We start from the raw sequence: 17,283 nt of genomic DNA, 5'->3' as shown, positions 1-17,283 counted from the left end.
GTCGGGGGTGGACGGTGGCCCCGCCGTGCGGCGGGGCCACCGCGGCGTCATTCGGTGACGACGAGCATCGTCGGGTCGAACAGCTGGTACGTCGGCGAGTAGCGGATGCCGCCCACGCCGTCGCGGAGCATGATCGTGGTGACCGGGTTCGAGACGTTGACACTGACGTCGTCGGCGAGGATCTGCTCCTGCGCCTGTGTGAAGAGGTCGCAGGCGGCGTCGGGGTCGACGGTCGAGATGCCCTCCTCCAGCAGCGCGTCCACCTCGGGGTTCGAGTAGAGCGCGTAGTTCGTCTGGCCGATGAACTGCGAGTCGTAGACGCGGAAGAGCATCGGTCCGATCTCGGGGTAGTACGGGAAGTCCCAGAGCAGGCCGAGGTCCGGCGTCGTCTCGGGAGACTCGATCATCGCGACGTACTCGGGGTAGGTCACGGTCTGCAGCTCGAGCGTCAGGCCGATGTCCTTGAGGTTCGACTGCAGGAGCGTGGCGGCCTTCTGGTGCTCGGGGATCTGTGCCTGGTAGGCCATCGTGACGGTCGCGCCGACGGCGCCCGCCTCTTCGAGCAGGGCCTTGGCCTCGTCGACATCCTGTTCCGTCGGACCGGCGTCGACACGGCAGGCGACGGTGGGGGCCACCAAGCCCGAGGCGACCGACCCGCGACCGCTCAGGATCGAGGCGATGTGTCCCTCGTAGTCGTAGGCGAGTTTGATCGCCTCGCGCACCCGCGGGTCGGCGGTGATGCCCTCCTGCGTGTTCATCATGACGAACAGCTGGAGCGGGCTCGGCAGCTCCTGCGCCTCCAGGCCGTCGGCCGAGCCGAGCGCGTCGAGGTCGGTGCCGACGATGCCGGTGGCGACATCCACCCCGCCCGACTTCAGCTCGTCGCGCAGGGTCGAGCTCTCGGTGATGTAGCGGTAGACGAGGCTCGCGGGTCGCGCCTCGTCGAAGCGCCACGAGTCCTCGTAGCGCTCCAGCGTCGCCTGCTGGTTCGCGGTGTAGTCGGTGATGACGTACGGCCCGGAGCCGGCGTCGTTCGTCGCGAGCCAGGCCTGGGCGTGGTCGTCGCCCTCGTGCTCCGACACGAGTGCCGAGTCGAGGATGTAGACCTTGCTCAGCGCGCCCACGAACGTCGTGTTGGTGCCCGACAGCGCGATCTCCACGGTGGTGTCGTCGACGGCCGTGCTGGAGGCGTACGACGAGAGGAACGAGGCGACGCCCACGCCGAGCGCCTTGATGCGGTCGAGCGTGTACACGACGTCGGCTGCGGTGACCGGGTTTCCGCTGTGGAAGGTCGCGTCGTCGCGGAGGGTGACGGTGACGGCCGTCGCGTCGTCGTTGTAGACCCACTCGGTCGCGAGCATCGGCACGATCGCGCCGTCCTCGTCGTAGTCGATGAGCTTGTCGTAGGCGCCGCCGACGGTGAAGTCCGTCTGCACGTCCGACGCGAGCACCGGGTCGAGCGTCTGGGGCGTCGCTCCGGTGCCGATGATGACCGTCTGGTCGCGAGCGGCCGTGGTCGGCGCGGTGCCCGAGCCGCCGGCGCAGGCGGTGGTGAGCGCACCCACGGCGAGCGTGGCGATGAGGGCGGTGGCGAGGCGGGTCCTGGTGGTTCTCATGTTCACTCCGGGTTCGAGGTCGGGTGCTGCAGGAACGGGTGGATCACGGCCGGGCGGCCAACGCGCCGAGAGTGCGGGGCGCGAGTCTGTGGGAGGCGGAGGTCTGGGCGGCGACCACGCGGCCGGCGTGCAGCACGAGACGATCGCTCGGGTTCGCGGCGACGGCGGCAGCCGGCGAAGGGCTGTCGACCACGAGGAGGTCAGCAGGGGCACCGGGCGTGACCCCGTACGGACCGACGCCGAGCGCCTGGGCGGCGGCGCCGGTGACCATGTCGAGCGCGACGGCCAGCTCGTCGTCGGTGCGGAAGTTCGACTGGTACGCGACCTGGCGGGCCACCGCGAGCATGTCGCCGTCGCCGAACGGCCACCACGCATCACGGATGTTGTCGGAGCCCGAGAAGACGACCGCGCCTTCCTCGCGCAGGGCCAGCACGGGAGGCATCGGGCCCGCCGGGCCGTTGGTCATGATGGCGACGCCGGCATCGGCGAACTCTGCTCCGACGCGGCGCGCCGCGTCGGTCGAGATGGAGCCCAACCCGTACGCGTGGCTGACGGTGACGCGCCCGCGCAGCCCGATCTCGCGAGTCTTCGCGGCGATGAGCGCGTACTGGCGCACGGCGCTCTCGCCCAGATCGTGCAGATGGATGTCGACACCGACGCCGTGGTCGGCGGCGAGCGCGAACACGATCCCGAGGTGGCGTTCGGCGTCGTCGTCGAAGCCGGCCGGGTCGAGCCCGCCGATGACGTCGGCGCCGGCCGCGAGCGCCTCGGCGAGAAGACGCCCGACGCCGGGCGACGCGAGGATGCCGCTCTGCGGGAACGCGACGATCTGCACGCGCAGGACGTCGCGCAGCTCGTCGCGCAGTTCGAGCAGCGCGTCCAGCGACGACAGGCCGACCGCCGTATCGATGTCGACGTGCGTGCGGACGGTGCCCGTGCCGAACTCGATCATCGCCGCGGCGAGCGCAGCAGCCCGTTCGGTGACCGAGGCGGTGAGCTCGTCGCGGATGGCGCGCTCGGCGGCGACCCGCTCCCGGACGGTGGTACCCGGCCGGTGCGGCTGCCAGGGCGAGCCGGCGAACGTCTTGTCGAGGTGCGCGTGGCCGTTCACGAGCGCGGGCAGCACGAGGCGGCCCTCGAGGTCGATGGCCGGGAGCGCGCTCACGGCCCCCTCCTGCAGCGCGGCGGCGAATCGCGGCGACGACAACCCGGGTGCATCGACCGTCACGACGGATGCCGGCGAGACGGATGCGATGCACCCGTCGACGATCGTCAGGTCGGCGCGTGAGCCGTCCGGCAGCGAGCCGTCGAGGAGGAGGAGCGAACGTGGCACCGAGGACCCTTCGGGAAGAGGAGGAACTTGGTATACAAGATTCCATTCCCGTGTTTCGCTCGATCAGGCGCTACGTAAACTGCATGTTTCGTTCCGCTTGGTAGGCCAAGTGCAGTCGTCAGTGCTCGAGGCGCTGCCGCATGAGCCGCAGCGAGTCGACCCTGCTGTGCTCGACGTGGGCGTATGCCAGCGCTCCGGCCCATTCGACGTTGCCGTCGGCGATTGCATGGCACATCTCCCGATGCTCCGCGCAGAGCACCCGCTGGTCCCGTTCGGCCTCCAGCCGGAAGAGGCGGCGGACCCGGCCGTTGATCGGGCCCATCAGTCCGATGAGGAGCGTGTTGCCCGACAGGTCGAGGATCTCCTCGTGGAGCGCCGAGTTGGCACCGGCGATGTCCCGGTCGTCGCCGGCGTCCAGTGCGGCCTCTGCTCTCGCCAGGCGCGCGAAGAGCTCGTCCGACGAGGCGCCGGCCGCGCACGCCTGTGCGGCGAGCTTGGCGGCGAGCACCTCGAGACTCGAGCGCACCACGAACAGCTCCTCGACGTCGTTGAGCGTCATCTCGGTCACCACGGCGCCCCGGCGCGGCAGCGTCTTGATGAAGCCTTCGGCCTCCAGCCTCGGCATCGCCTCGCGGATCGGGATGCGTGAGACATTGAACTCCGCGGCGAGCTCCCGCTCCCGGATGCGCTCGCCCGCGGCGAGGGTGCCCTCGATGATCCGCTCCCGCAGCTCCTCGTAGATCTTGACGGACAGCGACTGGTCGGCAAGGCCGAGCGGAACGTCGTTCGCCATGCAGAACACCTTTCGACGGAGTGCGAGTGCGGAGTGCGGAGTGTGCCTACTGTATGCCAGCGCGGCGGGCCCTCGCCCGCCACAAGAGAACCTGCCGCGACAGTTGCGCTCGCCGCAGCCTGGCGGATGTCGGTGGCGCGTGGTTGGCTGACGCCATGCGCACCGCGACCTCCGCTGACGGCACACCCATCGCGTACGAAGAGACCGGCGACGGCCCCACCGTGGTCATCGTCAACGGCGCGATGTCGACGGCCGCCGACGCCGCCGGGCTCGCCGAGGCACTGGCGGACGCCGGCTTCCGGGCAGTCACGTGGGACCGCCGCGCGCGCGGCTCGAGCGGTGACGCCCGCGGCTCGACGCCCGACCGCGAGGTCGAGGATCTCGCGGCCGTGATCGACGCGGTCGGCGGCGACGCCGCCGTGCTCGGGCACTCGTCGGGCGCCGTGCTGGCGCTGGTCGCGGCATCCCGGGGCGTGCCGGTGCGCGCACTGTTCCTGTCGGAGCCGCCGTTGCGGTTCGGCGTCGACGAGCCCGCCGACGACCTCGCCGATCGCCTGCAGCGGGACGTCGACCAGGGCCGCTTCGACGACGCGATCGTCACGTTCCAGCTCGAGGGGGTGGGGCTCCCGCGCGACATGGTCGAGGGCATCCGCGCGAGCGGCCAGTTCGCCGCCCTGCTCCCGCTCGCCCAGTCCACGGTCTACGACACCAACCTCGTCCGCGAGGCGTCCGTCCCGACCGACGCGATGCTGGGCGTCACCGTGCCGGTGACGGTACTGCGAGGAGAGCAGACCTTCCCGATCCTGCTCACTGCGGCCGATCGCCTCACCGGGGCCATGGACGGCGCGGAGCTCGTGGTCGTTCCCGAGTCGGTGATGCATCGTCCTGATCCCGTCGCGACTGCCCGCGTGATCCAGGAGCGCCTCGCGTAGACGCCGTCACTCGTTCAGGCGGTCGAGCAGCTCGACCGCGGCGCGCGCGTACTCCCCGATCCAGCGGTCATGGATGCGCTTGATCGGCACCGGCGCGAGGGCGAGGTGACGTTCGCGGCCGATCCTGCGGCCCGTGACGAGCTCGGCGCGCTCGAGCACGCGCAGATGCTGGAGCACCGTCGTCCGATCCACCTCCGGAAAGCACGCGCAGAGGGCCCCCGTCGTGAGCGGCTCGTCCTTCAGCGCGTCGAGCATGCGCCGGCGCAGCGGCGCGGCGAGCGCCTTGAACACCAGGTCGTCGTCATCGGACCCCTTGTGCTCGACCACCATCATGTTATAAAACTACAACATGTCTGAAGAACTCACCGCGCTGTCGTTCACCGTGTCGGGGCGCGTCTCACGACCGGCGGCCGAGGTCTACGAGGCCGTCGCAGATCCCGAGCAGCTGTCGCGCTACTTCACGACCGGCGGCGCCCATGGCCGGCTCGAGCAGGGCGCCGACGTCACCTGGGACTTCGCGGACTTCCCGGGGCGGTTCCCGGTGACCGTCGTGGAATCCGACCCGCCGCGCAGGCTCGTCATCCGCTGGGAGGCCCGCGCCGGCGTCGAGTCGGAGACCACGACCACCTTCGAGTTCGAGCCGATCGACGACGGCGCACGCACCCTCGTGACCATCACCGAGTCGGCCTGGGAGGCCAGTCCCGACGGCGCGAAGAGCGCGTTCGGCAACTGCGAGGGCTGGACCGGCATGCTCGCCGCGCTCAAGGTATGGGTCGAGCACGGGATCAACCTGCGCGACGGCTTCTACGCCTGACGAGCGCCGATCTCGCCTCGAACGTCAGGCGATGCGGGTGCCCGACGGCAGGCGCCCGGCCGGGGTGCGCGTGCGGGCCCAGGCCCACCACATCAGTCCTGCCGCGAGCAGCAGCTGCAGCGCCATGCCGACGAACCAGATCGGCGCCGACTGGTCGATGACCTCCTCGGGCGTCCGCTGGTCGCTCTGCAGATCGGGGGCGCAGTCGTCCCAGCGCTGTTCGAGGTCGGGCGGCTGCTGCGCCGCCCGCACGCCGAACTTGATCTGGCCGAAGAGGTCGTTCGGATTGCCGTACTCGTCGAACTGCGTCGGCGTGGCGTCGGCGAGGATCACGAACGGGTTCGCGGCCAGCAGCCACCACACGCGGTCGAACCGGGGCACCTCGTACGTCGATGTCTGCCACTCGCCGCAGCGGACCCGGGCATCCTCGTCGCAGGGGTAGTCGTCGCTCGACTCCTCCCCCGGCATGCACGGGAACGTCTCGCCGGAGTACTCGTCGTACTCGAACGACCGGTAGCTGCTGATCGACTCCGACCGGATCGAGTAGCCGACGAGCGCGAACGCGATGAGCGTGCCGATCACGAGCGCCGCGACGACGAGGTACGTGCTCGCCACCGAGAACAGCGGGCGCGACAGGATGCCGCTGAGCGCCACTCCGATCGCCGCGATGATGCCCACCTCGAACGTGAGCACGAGCAGCGACACCGCGATGGTCGCGGGCGCTCCCCCGCCGGCCAGCGTGGCCACCGCCAGGAACGGGATCGAGACCGCCACGAAGGCGAGGCCGGTGATCCACGCGGCGAGGAACTTCCCGATGAGGATCTCGGCCGTCGTCGCCAGCGTGATCTGCACGGGCGCGAGGGTGGCGGCATCCCGATCACCGTTGACCGCGTTGCCGCTCAGCGTCGGCGAGACGAGCACCACGAGCAGCAGCGTGATGTAGACGATCGTCGAGTAGATCGCGCCGCCGGGGCGGTACGCGGCGCCCCATGCCAGGAACGAGAGCGCCGTGACGATGACCAGCAGCAGCGCGAAGACTCCGAGGAGCACGTACCACGCCACGCTCCGCGTGCGCTGCGTCAGCTCGAGGCCGACGATGGTGCCGAGTCGCTGACCGTTCACGAGGTCGCCTCGCTCTCGCCCGTGTCCCCGGCGGGTGGTGCGGATGCCGGGGGCGCCAGACGCGGGGGCACCGGAGGTGCGGATGCCGGAGCGGTCGGCGTCGGAGGCGCTGACGCGAATCCGGGAGGCGTCTCAGGCGGTCGCGCGAATGCGGGAGGCGTCTGCGACACCCCCGCCGAAGGCGCCGCTGCCGAAGGCGCAGCTGCCGAAGGCGTCGGTGCCTGAGGAGGGCGCCCCTCACCCAGGTCCAGGAAGGTGCGCTCGAGCGCGCCCTGCGCGGCAGCGAACTCGACCACGTCGAGCCCGGCCGAGACCAGGTCGCGCAGGGCCGCGGCCGCGGCATCCTCTGATTCGAACGACATCACGACGTCTCGGCGGTCGACGCCGAGGCTCTCCACCGGAACGCGCAGTGCAGCGGCCACGCGGTCGAGGCTCTCGGCGGACGGCTCGCCTCCGGCCAGTCTCACTCGCCACGGGCGCGCGCGGCGCGACGCTGCCTCGACCCGCGCCGGATCGACGGTGACTCCCGACATCAGGAACACGGCGTCGTCGACGACCTCTTCGAGCTCCGAGAGGATGTGGCTCGAGACGAGCACAGTGCGCCCCTCGGCCGCGAACCGCCGCAGCAGCAGGCGCAGCTCGATACGCGCCTGGGGGTCGAGTCCGGACGCCGGCTCATCGAGGAGGAGCACGCGCGGGTCGTGCACGAGGGCGCGCGCGAGTCCCAGACGCTGCTTCTGCCCGCGCGAGAGGACTCGGGCCGGGGCGTCCGCGAGCTCGACGAGGCCGACCTCGTGGAGGAGAGCGTCGGCGCGGGCGGATGCCGCGGCCGTTGGCATCCCGTACAGCCGGGCCGTCACGGCGAGCGTCTCGCGCGAGGTGAGCGAGTTCCACGCGCCGAGCGCGTCGGGCATCCAGCCGAGCACGGCACGCGCCGCCTGCGGATCGGTGACCGGATCGATGCCGTCGATGCGGATGGAGCCCGCGTCGGGAGCGAGGAGCGACGCGAGCATGAGCAGCAGCGTGGTCTTGCCCGAGCCGTTCGGACCGACGAGTCCCGTGACCCGGCCGGCGTGCGCGCGCAGAGTCACGTTGCGCACGGCCTGCACCTGACCGAAGGAGCGCCGCACGCCCTGGACGATGATGCCGGGCTCTGCGGCGATGCCTGCTGCGGCGGGGCCCTGCGGCAGCGGGCTCTGGGTGCTCACGCGCCCCACCCTAGCGACCCGGTGCCGCCCGCCCCCGGATTCGTCGCCCGAGCGTTATGGACGGAAGAACGCGACCCCGAGATCGGGGTGGTCGACGAACACGCCGTCGACCCCGCTGTCGCGGATCACGCTCCATTCGGCCTCCCAGTCGCCGAACGCCGACGGACCGCCGCGCGTGCGGAACTGGCCGATCAGGAAGCGGTTCTCGGGTCGGCAGGTCCACGTGAAGACGCGCAGACCGCGGGCATGGGCGTCGGACACGACGGGCGAGGGTCCGCTGCTGCGCCCGAGCTTGTCGGGGGCCAGGATCGCCCGCTTGTCGACGCTGATCCCGTCGACCCGTCCGACGAGGGAGTCCAGGCCCGCGGGCGCGGCGGTCTGCCGGTAGGTCAGCGCGGCCTTGCCGTGCGCGGCGAAGAGGTCGAACGGCCGGCCGGAGGCCTCGAGCAGGTAGACATACGCCGCACGGATGCCGCGCTCCTGCAGCGCGTAGAGCACCGTCGACTCGAAGGCCTCGATGGTGAGTGGCAGCTCGCCGCCGGCCCATCCGGCCTCGCGCAGCTCCGCATCCACCAGTTCCGCGACGTCCCACCCGCCTGCGGCGCCGAGGCACGTCGCGAAGTAGGTCGCGTGCTTGATCTCGAGGACGACGCCGATCTCGCGCCCGTACTCGAGCGACGCCGCGCGCACGGCGTCCAGCACATCGCGCAGCCGCAGCACCGGCTGCTCGTCGTCGAAGCTCGCGCTCGAGGGCCGAAGCTGCGGGATCCGCTCACGGCAACGGAGCGTGGCGAGCTCGTCCCACGTGAAGTCCTCGGTGAACCAGCCGGTGTGCTCGACGCCGTCCACGGTCTTGGTGGTGCGGCGATCCGCGAACTCCGGCCGGTCGGCGACGTCGGTCGTGCCCGAGATCTCATTCTCGTGACGTACGACCAGCACGCCGTCGCGCGAGACCACCACGTCGGGCTCGACCGCGTCGACGCCCATCGCGAACGCGAGGGCGTACGACGACCGGGAATGCTCGGGGCGATACCCGGGCGCGCCCCGGTGGCCGATGACGAGCGGTCTGCGACGGGGCACCGTCTCAGCGTAACTTTCACGGTCGTCGAGCGACTCCGCGTGACGTCCGCGCGATCCGTTCTAAGCCGTCTCACAGCGCTCACCCGTGCCGCCCGGGCACCCGTCGGATAGTGTTGATCAACAGCATCGTGCTGGGATTCCCTTGACATTGGAGTGTGAGAGAGCAGTGGCCCTCAACAACCCCGCGTTCAACAGCCCGGCCTTCCAGGACCCGAAGGCCGTTCAGACCTACCCCGGCGGTTCGCAGGCGGCGAACCTGGGAGCACAGACGCAGTTCTCGACGGCGCAGCGCGCGGGAACGGATGCCGCCTCCCAGGCCCACCTCGAAGGCATGTACGCCGCGCCGCCGGCCGGCTCCGTCGAGACGGGCCGCATGACGGTCGAGGACACCGTCTGGAAGACGCTCGGACTGTTCGCGGTCCTCATCGTCGGCGCGGTCGCCGGCTGGATGTGGACCATGGCGGGCGTGACCCCCGACAACCCGAACCCCTCGATCGCCCCGTGGGCGATCGGCGCGCTCGGCGGATTCGTCCTCTCGCTGGTTGTCATCTTCACATCGCGCAAGAAGATCCGCCCCGCGCTGATCTTCGGCTACGCCGCGTTCGAGGGCCTCTTCGTGGGTGGCATTTCCGCCTTCTTCGAGATCATGTTCGAGGGCATCGTGCTGCAGGCGACCCTCGCGACGCTCTCGGTCGTCGGAGTCACCCTCGCCCTCTTCGCCAGCGGCAAGATCCGCGCGTCGAAGCGCGCGACGAAGATCTTCCTCATCGCGATGGTCGGCTACCTCGTGTTCTCGCTCATCAACATCGGACTCATGCTGTTCAACGCCCCCATCGCGGGCGGCGCGTTCGGCATGCTGAGCAACCAGAGCCCGCTGTTCGGCATCCCGTGGGGCGTCCTCATCGGCGTCTTCGTCGTGATCATGGCGGCGTACTCGCTCGTGCTGGACTTCGACAACATCCAGCAGGGCGTGCGCAACGGCGCTCCTCGTCAGTACGGGTGGCTCGGCGGGTTCGGCATCATGGTCACCGTCGTGTGGCTCTACATCGAGATCCTCCGCATCATCGCGATCGCGCGCAGCAGCAGCTGACGCACATCATTCACGAACGGCCACCCGGGCAACCGGGTGGCCGTTCGGCTTTTCCCGGGATGACCACGGCAGCCGGGAGCCTGCCGTGCATCGCGTCGAGACGCTATCGGCGCTCGCAGACCGCGCCTAGGCTGAAGCCGACTCGAGGAGTGACATGTCATGGCCCGGCGTTCTGCGGTTCTCGGCATCGCCGTGCTGCTGTGCCTCACCGGCTGCACAGGAGGACCGATGACCGAGCCCACCCCCTCGGGGCCCACCTCCGCCGAGCCCACGCCCTCGGCGCACACGCGTCCGCCGTTCGCGACGACGCCGCGGGGACCGATCGAGCCCACCGGTGAACCCGCGACAGTGCCTCCTGCCCGCTGGGATGCGATCGTCGCGGATCTCGCCGACCGCGGCGTCGCGGGCACCCCCGAGCTCGTGTCCGCGCACGCTGTCACGTGGAACAACGGCGCCCTCGGGTGCCCGTCGCCCGGCGTCTCGTACACGCAGGCGCTCGTCGACGGCCTGCGCGTCGTCGTCTCGGTCGACGGCACGACGTACGACTACCGCTTCGGCACCTCGGACACCCCCAAGCTCTGCACGCGGTGACGCCTGGGGCGCCTCGCCGAAGGCGTCTCACCGCCGGCGCCTCGCCGATGGATGCCGCGGCACCGGCCGCCGGCATGCGTCCCCTGTTACGCACGAGGTGGCGCCCCGCCTTTCGACGGGACGCCACCTCTGAGCCGTGCTGCGCGGGCTACTTGGCCTTGACCAGGATCGCCTCGTCCTTGCCGGCCGCGTTGTCGGTCACGACGACCATGACGCCCAGCGGGTTCTGCTCGGCGAACGCGGCAGCGCTCACGTCGACCGGCACCGGGACGGTGCCGCCGACGGGCACCGACACGAACTGCCCGTTGGTGAGAGCCGGAGCCCACGGGTTGTAGGTCGCGGTGCCGTCGATGGCGTCCGACCCGTCGTTGACAGACGAGAAGCTCTGCACCGTGTAGTCGAACGCTCCGGCCGTGAGGCCGAGGTCGCTCGCGACCACCGGGAGCAGGATGGTGCTGCTGTCGGTCGGCGCCGAGGCGTTGAACCCGGTGGCGAAGACCTCGCCGGTCTCGATTTCGTACACGAACACCTGCGAGATGCCGTTCGCGTCGCCGGCCGTGACGAGCCCGCCGTCGGCCGAGAACACGATCCATTCCGGCTCGCCGTCCCGGTTCGCGTCGATGACGACGTCGAACTCGTTCGCCGCCGCGTTCGACCACCGGTTGTGCGTGCTGACGGCGAACACCAGCAGCTGGTCGCCGCCGATGTCGAACGACTGCACGCCGGCGGCGCGGAGGTCGTAGCCGGTGTCGGTGAACGACTTCGGCGCGTCCTTCTTGTCCTCCAGGCCCCACGTGTAGAAGTCGGCGTCGGCAGCCATGGCACCGGCCCGGTTCTTGAGCGAGACCTGCACCTGCCCGTCGACCGGCTCGCCCTTCTTCGTGACCTTGAGGTCACCCGAGGCCGAGACGTCGCTCGTCGCGCGCGGCACGAGCAGGTACGGGACCCGCAGCGTGTCTGCCGACGACGAGAACACCACGTCACCCGAGAACTCGTAGAACGCGAAGCCGCCCGCCGTCGAGCTGCCCACGGCGGTGGCCGGAGCGGTCAGGGTGACGGTCACCTTGGCGGTACGACCCGCCGGGACGGTGACCGAGCTCGGGCTGACGTTGACCGTGGCGGCTTCCGACTGCGCAGATGCCTCGACGCCGACGTTGTACGTCACCGGCTGAGTGCCGTAGTTGGTCAGCACCACCGTCTTCTTGCCGTCGAAGGTGCGTGCGCTCTCCTGGAAGCCGAAGCTCAGGGCAGCCTCGCGAAGCCGCCCGTCCTCGGTCTTGAACGCGTCGCCGGTGGCCGTGACCTGCTGGCGCACCGCCTGAGCGGGATCGACCAGGCCGACACCGCCGCGGACGAGGTTCTGACCGGCGACCTTCTCGGGGTCCGCCGTCGAGACGATCACCGAAGCGACCTCGCTGGCCTTCCAGGTCGGGTGTGCCTGCACGGCGAGCGCCGCGACGCCGGCCACGTGGGGAGCCGCCATCGACGTGCCCGAGATGGTCGCGGAGCCGCTGCCGGTCCCGACGCCCGTCGAGACGATCGAGACGCCCGGAGCTGCGACGTCGACGCCGAGGGCGCTGTCACCGCTGCGCGGACCGCTCGAGCTGAACGACGCGTACCCGCGGAAGCCGGGGTTCGCGAGGTCCGCAGCCGTCACCGTCGCCGGCTCGCCATCGACGAGCTTGGGGCCGTCCGACGACCGGACGCCGAGGAACGGGATGGTCACGACGTACTCCTCGCCCGTGTCGGGGTTGGACGTGATCTCACCCTCGAACGGGGGGTAGTCGTTCGTGGTGTTGATCATCACGGCAGCCGCCGCCCCGGCCTGCTGGGCGAAGATCGCCTTCGCGACGCGGGCGCAGACGCCGCGCGTCGAGACCGCGAGCTGGTTGCCGCCCACGGTCACGCCGGCGTGCTGATACGCCTCGACCGAGCAGCCCAGCGCCTCGTTCTCGTCGGCGGTGGCAGGGTCGTCGGTCAGACGGACCACGGTCATCTCCGGCAGGCCGGTCAGGACCGCGCCGTTGGCGTTGATCGCGGGGATCGCGACGCCGTCCACGGTGATCTCGGCACCGGGGAAGGACTCCGTGCTGTCGACCGCCGAGACCGAGATGGCGCCGTCGCCGTTGCCGGCGAGGTACGGGCTCGGGCCCTCGTTGCCCGCGGACTTCACGACGACCACGCCGGCGCCGACGGCGTTCGAGACCGCCACCTCGTCGGGGTCGTCAGCGCGGCCGAACGGCGAGCCGAGCGACATGTTGATGACGTCCATGCCGTTCTCGACGGCCCAGTCGATGGCGGGCACGACCACGTCGGTCGAGCCGCCGCAGCCGAAGACACGGAGCGCGTACACGTCTGCCTGTGGTGCGACGCCCGGGCCGATCGTCCACTCGGCCGATGCCGTCGACGCGTCGTACGGACCGGTGTAGGTCTCGCCGTCGGCCGTGACGCCGCTGCCGGCAGCGGTGCCGGCGACGTGGCTGCCGTGCCCGTTGCAGTCGAGCGGGTTGGCGTCGGGCATCGGGACCGGCTGGTAGTCCTCCGATGCGGGGTCGGCGTTGTACGAGTCGCCGACGAAGTCGTAGCCGCCCTTGACGCGGGGCGCGTTCGGACCGAACTGCGCCGGGTCGGCGGGCTGTGCCTCGGCCGCGTTGGCCGCGGCGTAGGCCTCGGGCGTTCCGACGCCGCCGAAGTTGGCGTGGGTGTAGTCGACGCCGGTGTCGATCACGGCGACCTTGATGTTCTCGCCGGTGTATCCCGTGTCCTGCCACACCTGCGGCACACCGAGGAAGGGCACCGACACGGCGTTGTCGAGCGTGTAGGTCTTCACGGCGTGAACGGCGACGACGTTGGGCAGCGCTGCCACAGCGTCGACCTGATCGGCGGGAAGGGTCGCCTGGATGCCGTTGTAGGCGGACTGCATCGTCGCCTCGACGTCGCCGTCCTTGCTCTCGATCGATCCGACCACCGCGTCCTGCGCGGACTCGAGCGTGTTCTTGATCGCCTTGCGCTCGGCCGCGGAGAGGTCGCTGCCCTTCTTCGCCTGGGCGACCGCGACCGGGTCGCCGGCCATCTCGACGATGACGGTGACGCGCCCGTCGGCGCCCACGCTCATCGGGCGGACGGTCGTTCCGACCGCGCCCTTCGTGTCTGATTTCTCGAATCTCGACGACGGATCGTCGTCGGGGGTGGCAGCCATCGCTGCGGTGGGTGTGGCGATCGCGAGCGCGAGCGCGCCGACCACCGCCAGAGACCGTCGGATCACGGGGGAGCCTTCTTTCTGCATGTACGAGAAAATCGAGGTACGGGCGGCACGCTATGTGCGAATTCTCAAAAGGTCAACAGGAAGCTCTCAGGATGAGCAGACCGCACGGTGGCGGAGGCCCGGCACTCACCAAAACAGCTCATCGCGCACTGCGGGCCAGCCGATCGCGCTCGGATGCCGACGGGCGGTCGAGAGCTCGCACGTTCTGCTCTGAGCGGAACGCCGTCGAGCGCTCCGCGCCCGCGTTCTATCGTGAGCGCATGGCCGAGATCATCCCGCTGCCGACGAAGGCGCGTCCCTCTCGTGAGCCCGAGCCGCTCTGGCGCGACGCGCTGGGCGACCGCCTGCGGCGCCTCCGGCACGAGCGGGGCGAACGCCTCGCCGACACCGCCGATCGCGCCGGGGTCTCGCCGCAGTACCTTTCCGAGATCGAGCGCGGCCTCAAGGAGCCGTCGAGCGAGATGATCGCCGCCGTCGCCGGCGCCCTCGAGGTGACGCTGATCGAACTGACAGCCGGCGTCGTCGACGACCTCCGCTCGCGCGCCGCCGAGCGCGCGGTGGTCGGATGCCGCGTCACCTACGCCCTCGCCGCCTGAGTCGTCCCTCTCGCCCCTGGCCGATGTCCCGGGGCGTCGCTAGCCTGGCCGGGTGACGCCCGCGAAGTCCGAAGCCGAGATCCTCGAGATCGAGGGGCACGAGGTGCGCATCTCGAGTCCGGCCAAGATCGTCTTCCCCGCGCAGGGGATCACCAAGCTCGACATCGTGCGGTACTACCTCGCCGTGGCCGACGGAGCCCTCCGCGGCGCGGGCGGTCGGCCCATGGTGCTCAAGCGCTTCCCCAAGGGGATCGACGCCGAGCCCTTCTTCCAGAAGCGCGTGCCCGAGAACCACCCCGACTTCATCGACACCGCGACCCTCCAGTACGCGCGGGGCACCTCCGCTGAAGAGGCCGTGATCCGGGATGCCGCGGGCTTGGCGTGGGTGATCAACCTCGGGTGCCTCGACCTCAACCCGCACCCGATCCGAGCCGAGGATCTCGACCACCCCGACGAGCTGCGCATCGACCTCGATCCGATGCCCGGCGTCGACTGGTCGCAGATCGTCGACGTCGCGTTCGTCGCCCGCGAGGTGCTCGATGACGTGGGGCTCGTCGGCTGGCCGAAGACGAGCGGATCCCGCGGCATGCACATCCTGGTGCGCATCGCGCCGCAGTGGGACTACAAGCAGGTGCGGACCGCGGCCGAGACGCTCGCGCGCGAGGTCGAGAACCGCGCACCGGGCCTGGCGACCGCACGCTGGTGGAAAGAGGAGCGCGGCGAGAGCGTGTTCGTCGACTTCAACCAGAACGCCAAGGACCGCACGGTGGCCTCCGCCTACTCGATCCGTCCACTGCCCGACGCGCGGGTGTCGACGCCGCTCGACTGGGACGAGGTGCGAGAGCGCCGCCCCGACGAGTTCACGGTGCTCACCGTGCCGCAGCGGTTCGCCGATCTCGGTGACCCGCATGGCGGCATCGACGACGCCGTCGGCACCCTCGACGGACTGCTGCGCCTCGCGGACGAGCTGGGGCCTGCCGAGAAGCCGCCGCGCGGCGGTGACGGCTCCGGCCGCCGCCAGTCCACGATGCCGCTCATCGAGATCGCCCGCACGAAGGCGAAGTCCGAGTCGATCGCCGCCCTCGACGAGTGGACCAAGCGGTACCCCGGGGTCGCCGCGCGGCTGCATCCCGCCGACGTGCTCATCGACGGGATGCGCGGCTCGAGCTCGCTCTGGTACCGGGTGCGCGTGAACCTGCAGCATGTGCCTGAGGCCGAGCGCCCGCCGCAGGAGACCCTGATCGCCGACTACGACCCGTGGGAGGGCAAGGTCTGGCCCGGCTCGCAGTGACGGCCCGCGCTCACCGGCCGACCCGCTCGAGCACCTGGTCGGCGAGACCGTAGGCGACGGCATCCGTCGCCGTGAAGACACGGTCGCGATCGGTGTCGACCCGCAGCTTGGCGGCGTCCTGGCCGGTGTGGCGCGCGAGGATCTCCTCGACCTCGCCGCGCACGCGCACGAGCTCGTCGGCCTGGAGGATCAGGTCGGGGATCGCACCCCTCCCCTGCCCGGCCGGCTGGTGCAGCACGATGCGTGCGTGCGGCAGCACCGAGCGCTTCCCCGGCGCGCCGGCCGCCAGCATCACGGCGCCCACGCCGATGGCCTGCCCGACGACCGTGGTCGCGACGTCGGGTCGCACGTGCTGCATCGTGTCGTACACCGCCAGCATCGCGGCAGGGTCCCCGCCCTCGCAGTTGATGTAGAGCTGGATGTCGCGCTCTGGGCTGTCGGCATCGAGGTGCAGCAACTGTGCGATCAGGGCGTTCGCGACGCCGGCGTCGATTCCGGTGCCGAGGTACACGACGCGCTCGGTCAGCAGCTGCGAGTAGACGTCCATGATGCGATCGCCGCGCGGATGCTGCGCGACCACGTTCGGGATCGTGTACGAGCTCATGCCGCCACCTCCCTCGTCGCCGTCGCCTCTGCTCCCACGCCGAGGCCCGCTGGACGTCGCCGTCGGGGCACGATCTGGGCGAAGTCCTCGACGATGCCGTCGATGAACCCGTAGTCGCGCGCCTCGGCGGCCGTGTACCACCGGTCGTGCAGCGAGTCGTCGAAGATGCGGTCGATGCTCTGCCCGGTGTCCTGGGCGATCAGGCCGAGCACGGTGTCGCGCATGTGCCGCAGGTCATCGGCCTGCACCTCGACCTCGACGGCCGACCCGCCGATGCCGGCGGACCCCTGGTGCATGAGGATGCGCGCATGGGGCAGCGCGCGCCGCTTGCCTTTTGTGCCCGCCGACAGCAGGAACTGCCCGGCGCTGCACGCGAGCCCCAGTGCCAGCGTCGCGACGTCGTTGGGGATCAGGTTCATGACGTCGCGGATGGCGAGCATCGAGGGGACCGAGCCGCCTGGTGAGTGGATCCACAGGGCGATATCGGATGCCTCGTCCTCGGCCGCGAGCGCCAGCAGCTGCGTCGCGATCAAGGTGCCGTTGTCATCGTCGAGGGGACCGTCGAGCACGAGCACGCGCTGGTGGAACAGCTCGCGACGCGCCTCGGCCCCGAACTGGGGGATCTTGCCTTCGTCTGCCATGACCCCAGCCTGCGCGGCTGCGCGAGCGCCGGCATCCGTTTCCGCTCGCGGCGGCTCTGCCGTCAGCGGAGTGCGCCACGGTTCAGTCCCCGACCCGTCGTTGACGTGCCTCAGATGTACGCGACACGCCGGGCGTGCCGCACGTATAGCGCAAGTCAACCGGGGTGGGAGAGCGACAGGGGGGATGTCAGGCGCGGCGCGAAGGGCGTTCCACGGCGGAGCGCAGCGCGGCGACCAGAGCCGGGCGCACGGCGTCGGCGGTGAACGCCGCGGCCGCACGGCGGGCGCGCACCGACAGCTCGGCGCG

At 70.7% G+C, this 17,283-nt stretch carries 15 protein-coding genes and 1 pseudogene; 6 read left to right on the top strand and 10 right to left on the bottom strand.

The window, feature by feature from the left end:
* Nucleotides 1-47: 47 nt before the first annotated feature.
* The 3 genes from VIP82_RS07660 to VIP82_RS07650 all read right to left on the bottom strand — a co-directional run bounded on the left by VIP82_RS07660 (nucleotide 48) and on the right by VIP82_RS07650 (nucleotide 3,742).
* A complete protein-coding gene (locus tag VIP82_RS07660) occupies nucleotides 48-1,616 on the bottom strand; it encodes an ABC transporter substrate-binding protein (RefSeq protein ID WP_331907278.1) in 1,569 nt (522 codons plus the stop codon).
* A gap of 43 nt (nucleotides 1,617-1,659) precedes the next feature.
* A complete protein-coding gene (locus VIP82_RS07655) occupies nucleotides 1,660-2,949 on the bottom strand; it encodes an amidohydrolase (protein WP_331907276.1) in 1,290 nt (429 codons plus the stop codon).
* Nucleotides 2,950-3,067: 118 nt separating this feature from the next.
* Nucleotides 3,068-3,742, bottom strand: a complete 675-nt coding sequence (locus tag VIP82_RS07650) for a GntR family transcriptional regulator (RefSeq protein WP_331907274.1) — start codon at nucleotides 3,740-3,742, stop codon at nucleotides 3,068-3,070.
* A 155-nt stretch (nucleotides 3,743-3,897) separates the two neighbouring features.
* Between VIP82_RS07650 and VIP82_RS07645 the strand changes: the two genes are divergently transcribed.
* Complete coding sequence (locus VIP82_RS07645; protein WP_331907272.1) at nucleotides 3,898-4,674, top strand: alpha/beta fold hydrolase; 777 nt, start codon at nucleotides 3,898-3,900, stop codon at nucleotides 4,672-4,674.
* Between the two features lie 6 nt (nucleotides 4,675-4,680).
* Here the strand turns inward: VIP82_RS07645 and VIP82_RS07640 are convergent, their stop codons facing one another.
* Nucleotides 4,681-5,007: an ArsR/SmtB family transcription factor gene (locus VIP82_RS07640; protein WP_331907270.1), complete on the bottom strand. Its 327-nt coding sequence runs from the start codon at nucleotides 5,005-5,007 to the stop codon at nucleotides 4,681-4,683.
* Between the two features lie 16 nt (nucleotides 5,008-5,023).
* Between VIP82_RS07640 and VIP82_RS07635 the strand changes: the two genes are divergently transcribed.
* Nucleotides 5,024-5,488, top strand: coding sequence for an SRPBCC domain-containing protein (locus VIP82_RS07635; protein ID WP_331907268.1), 465 nt, complete (start codon nucleotides 5,024-5,026; stop codon nucleotides 5,486-5,488).
* A 24-nt stretch (nucleotides 5,489-5,512) separates the two neighbouring features.
* Here the strand turns inward: VIP82_RS07635 and VIP82_RS07630 are convergent, their stop codons facing one another.
* From VIP82_RS07630 to VIP82_RS07620, 3 genes and pseudogenes are all read right to left on the bottom strand, one after another.
* A complete protein-coding gene (locus VIP82_RS07630) occupies nucleotides 5,513-6,610 on the bottom strand; it encodes an ABC transporter permease (RefSeq protein WP_331907266.1) in 1,098 nt (365 codons plus the stop codon).
* A 227-nt stretch (nucleotides 6,611-6,837) separates the two neighbouring features.
* A pseudogene (locus tag VIP82_RS07625) lies at nucleotides 6,838-7,818 on the bottom strand (ABC transporter ATP-binding protein); the annotation flags it as partial.
* A gap of 54 nt (nucleotides 7,819-7,872) precedes the next feature.
* Nucleotides 7,873-8,898, bottom strand: coding sequence for a glycerophosphodiester phosphodiesterase family protein (locus tag VIP82_RS07620; protein ID WP_331907264.1), 1,026 nt, complete (start codon nucleotides 8,896-8,898; stop codon nucleotides 7,873-7,875).
* 166 nt (nucleotides 8,899-9,064) lie between these two features.
* Between VIP82_RS07620 and VIP82_RS07615 the strand changes: the two genes are divergently transcribed.
* Together VIP82_RS07615 and VIP82_RS07610 are read left to right on the top strand one after the other, a co-directional pair.
* Nucleotides 9,065-9,988 (top strand): Bax inhibitor-1/YccA family protein, encoded by a 924-nt coding sequence (locus VIP82_RS07615; RefSeq protein ID WP_331907262.1) that lies wholly within the window; start codon nucleotides 9,065-9,067, stop codon nucleotides 9,986-9,988.
* Between the two features lie 228 nt (nucleotides 9,989-10,216).
* Nucleotides 10,217-10,579: a DUF8738 domain-containing protein gene (locus tag VIP82_RS07610; protein ID WP_331907260.1), complete on the top strand. Its 363-nt coding sequence runs from the start codon at nucleotides 10,217-10,219 to the stop codon at nucleotides 10,577-10,579.
* 148 nt (nucleotides 10,580-10,727) lie between these two features.
* On the opposite strand, the gene VIP82_RS07605 is transcribed toward VIP82_RS07610, so the two are convergent.
* Nucleotides 10,728-13,844, bottom strand: coding sequence for a S8 family peptidase (locus VIP82_RS07605; RefSeq protein WP_331907258.1), 3,117 nt, complete (start codon nucleotides 13,842-13,844; stop codon nucleotides 10,728-10,730).
* Between the two features lie 260 nt (nucleotides 13,845-14,104).
* Here VIP82_RS07605 and VIP82_RS07600 point away from each other — a divergent pair, with 260 nt between their 5' ends.
* Nucleotides 14,105-14,440: a helix-turn-helix domain-containing protein gene (locus tag VIP82_RS07600; RefSeq protein ID WP_331907256.1), complete on the top strand. Its 336-nt coding sequence runs from the start codon at nucleotides 14,105-14,107 to the stop codon at nucleotides 14,438-14,440.
* 52 nt (nucleotides 14,441-14,492) lie between these two features.
* Nucleotides 14,493-15,731 (top strand): non-homologous end-joining DNA ligase, encoded by a 1,239-nt coding sequence (ligD, locus tag VIP82_RS07595; protein WP_331907254.1) that lies wholly within the window; start codon nucleotides 14,493-14,495, stop codon nucleotides 15,729-15,731.
* Between the two features lie 10 nt (nucleotides 15,732-15,741).
* On the opposite strand, the gene VIP82_RS07590 is transcribed toward ligD, so the two are convergent.
* Complete coding sequence (locus VIP82_RS07590; protein ID WP_331907252.1) at nucleotides 15,742-16,335, bottom strand: ClpP family protease; 594 nt, start codon at nucleotides 16,333-16,335, stop codon at nucleotides 15,742-15,744.
* Complete coding sequence (locus VIP82_RS07585; RefSeq protein WP_331907250.1) at nucleotides 16,332-16,976, bottom strand: ClpP family protease; 645 nt, start codon at nucleotides 16,974-16,976, stop codon at nucleotides 16,332-16,334. Before VIP82_RS07585 ends, VIP82_RS07590 begins: the two co-directional genes overlap by 4 nt.
* Nucleotides 16,977-17,283: the final 307 nt, after the last annotated feature.

The organism is Microbacterium sp., from assembly GCF_036566905.1.
GTDB lineage: Bacteria > Actinomycetota > Actinomycetes > Actinomycetales > Microbacteriaceae > Microbacterium.
Note: the sequence above shows the minus strand (reverse complement) of the source record. Positions and strands in the feature narration are given on the sequence as shown.

Coding starts and splice junctions, on each gene's coding strand:
- VIP82_RS07660 (WP_331907278.1), bottom strand. CDS start 1,616: ATGAGAACCACCAGGACCCGCCTCGCCACCGCCCTCATCGCCACGCTC.
- VIP82_RS07650 (WP_331907274.1), bottom strand. CDS start 3,742: ATGGCGAACGACGTTCCGCTCGGCCTTGCCGACCAGTCGCTGTCCGTC.
- VIP82_RS07645 (WP_331907272.1), top strand. CDS start 3,898: ATGCGCACCGCGACCTCCGCTGACGGCACACCCATCGCGTACGAAGAG.
- VIP82_RS07640 (WP_331907270.1), bottom strand. CDS start 5,007: ATGATGGTGGTCGAGCACAAGGGGTCCGATGACGACGACCTGGTGTTC.
- VIP82_RS07635 (WP_331907268.1), top strand. CDS start 5,024: ATGTCTGAAGAACTCACCGCGCTGTCGTTCACCGTGTCGGGGCGCGTC.
- VIP82_RS07610 (WP_331907260.1), top strand. CDS start 10,217: ATGACCGAGCCCACCCCCTCGGGGCCCACCTCCGCCGAGCCCACGCCC.
- VIP82_RS07600 (WP_331907256.1), top strand. CDS start 14,105: ATGGCCGAGATCATCCCGCTGCCGACGAAGGCGCGTCCCTCTCGTGAG.
- VIP82_RS07590 (WP_331907252.1), bottom strand. CDS start 16,335: ATGAGCTCGTACACGATCCCGAACGTGGTCGCGCAGCATCCGCGCGGC.
- VIP82_RS07585 (WP_331907250.1), bottom strand. CDS start 16,976: ATGGCAGACGAAGGCAAGATCCCCCAGTTCGGGGCCGAGGCGCGTCGC.